3 protein-coding genes are annotated in these 2,153 nt (G+C 70.6%); 1 reads left to right on the forward strand and 2 read right to left on the reverse strand.

The window, feature by feature from the left end; all coding sequences use genetic code 11:
* A partial coding sequence (gene rpsB / locus G6028_RS06205) for a 30S ribosomal protein S2 (protein ID WP_241730586.1) occupies positions 1 to 849 on the reverse strand: 849 nt, incomplete at its 3' end.
* 399 nt (positions 850 to 1,248) lie between these two features.
* Between rpsB and G6028_RS06210 the strand changes: the two genes are divergently transcribed.
* Positions 1,249 to 1,848 (forward strand): M23 family metallopeptidase, encoded by a 600-nt coding sequence (locus tag G6028_RS06210; RefSeq protein ID WP_182658349.1) that lies wholly within the window; start codon positions 1,249 to 1,251, stop codon positions 1,846 to 1,848.
* 21 nt (positions 1,849 to 1,869) lie between these two features.
* On the opposite strand, the gene G6028_RS17440 is transcribed toward G6028_RS06210, so the two are convergent.
* Positions 1,870 to 2,153: tyrosine-type recombinase/integrase (locus tag G6028_RS17440; RefSeq protein ID WP_206685736.1), on the reverse strand; the 284-nt coding region annotated here is incomplete at its 5' end.

A 2,153-nucleotide genomic window follows, 5' to 3' on the forward strand; every position in this document is an offset into this window, starting at 1 on the left:
GGCCTCGGCCGCGGGGGCCTCGGTCGCGGTGGCCTCGGCCGCGGGGGCCTCGGCTGCCGTCTCGCCCTCGGGTGCCGCGGTCTCACCGGTCACCTGGTCGAGCTGCTCGGCCTCCCACTCGGCGAGGGGCTCGGCCTCTTCGCCGGTGGCCTTGCCCGCCTGTGAACGGGCCTTGAGGCCCTCGGCGACGGCCGAGGCGATGACCCGGGTCAGGACGCTGACCGAGCGGATCGCGTCGTCGTTGGCCGGGATCGGGTAGTCCACGAGGTCGGGATCACAGTTCGTGTCGAGCAGGGCGACGACCGGGATGTTGAGCTTGCGTGCCTCGCCGACGGCGATATGCTCCTTGTTGGTGTCGACGATCCACACGACGGACGGGACCTTGGTCATGTCCCGCATGCCGCCGAGGGTGCGCGCCAGCTTGGTCATCTCACGCGTGAGCATGAGAATCTCCTTCTTGGTGCGTCCCTCGAATCCACCCGACTGCTCCATCGCCTCGAGCTCCTTGAGGCGGATGAGGCGCTGGTGCACGGTCTGGAAGTTGGTGAGCATGCCGCCCAGCCACCGCTGGTTGACGTAGGGCATCCCGACCTTCGCGGCCTCTTCGGCGATGGCCTCCTGGGCCTGCTTCTTGGTGCCGACGAACAGGACCGTGCCTCCGTGGGCGACGGTCTCCTTGACGAACTCGTACGCCTGGTCGATGTACGTGAGCGTCTGCTGAAGGTCGATGATGTAGATGCCGTTGCGGTCGGTGAAGATGAACCGCCGCATCTTCGGGTTCCAACGACGGGTCTGGTGACCGAAGTGTGCGCCCGCGTCGAGCAGCTGCTTCATGGAGATGACTGCCATGGAAGTGTTGAGGGGCTCGTCCGGCTTGGAAGCAGCCGGACCGCGAGGCCCTCGTCCTCGCTTTCTGGTGTGTATCGGGTTACGCCCGAGAAACCGGGTGGTCTCGGGCCCTGGTGACCGCAGCGGACCGAACCCCCGACGAGCAGGGGCACCTACGGGTCCGGTGTCCGGTGAAGCCGGGGCTGTGAGGCCCCGGGTCCGGATGCACCTCCCGAGGGAGGTGCAGGACACGCGAAGTCAATCGACGTCAGTCGACCGCATCGGCAATCATAACCCGCCCGCGCCCGCACTCCAACACGCGATCGATAGCCGTCCCGCCCCTGTGGAAGGTCGTGGACCTCCTCCACAGCGGGGCCTGTCGGTCGGATTCCCCGCCGCGTCTCCGGGTGTACTCGATCCATGAGCCCCCCGACACCGACCGCCGCGACGCCGCGCCTCCGACCGTCGGTGATCGCCACCGCGGCCGCGACGGTGGCCGCGGCCGTCGTCGCGACCCTCGTCGTGGTCCCTCCCGCCACCGCCGTCCCGGATCCCCCTCGCCGGGACCTGAGGAGGCCGCTCCCCGGTCCGGTGGCGGTGGTGACGCCCTTCGACCCTCCCGCCGAGCGCTGGCTGGCCGGCCATCGGGGGGTGGACCTGGCGGCGCCACTCCTGACACCGATTCACGCACCCGCCGGCGGCACGGTGCTGTTCGCGGGCCCTGTCGGCGGTCGTCCGGTGCTCTCGATCGACCACGGCTCGGGACTGCGCACGACCTACGAACCGGTGCGGGCCACCGTGCGCACCGGGGACGGCGTCACCACCGGGGATGTGGTGGCGCACCTTCTCACCGGCCACGCCGGGTGTCCCGTCGACTCCTGCCTCCACTGGGGCGCGCGCCTGGCCTCGGGTGGGCCGTCGGGAAACGACGACGACTACCTCGATCCGCTGAGCCTGTTGGCGGTCGAGGACAGGCCGATCCGCCTCAAGCCGACCCTTCCCGGCGACGGGTTCGGCTGACCCCTCCACGGACCGAACCTGTCAGGCTCTCGGATGGGCGCCCCGGTAGGCGGCACGGAGGCGTTCCGCCGAGACGTGCGTGTAGATCTGGGTGGTCGCCGGAGTCGAGTGACCCAGCAGTTCCTGGACGTGGCGGAGGTCGGCTCCACCCTCGAGCAGGTGTGTGGCGCTGCTGTGACGCAGGGCGTGGGGCGAGACCTGCGGCGATCCGGGGGTGGCGGCCGTGACCTCGTTGACCACCCGGCGCGCGGCCCGGGGGTCGAGGCGGCCTCCGCGCGCCCCCAGGAGCAGCGCCGGACCCGAGG

Source organism: Dietzia cercidiphylli, from assembly GCF_014145145.1.
Classification (GTDB): Bacteria; Actinomycetota; Actinomycetes; order Mycobacteriales; family Mycobacteriaceae; genus Dietzia; species Dietzia natronolimnaea.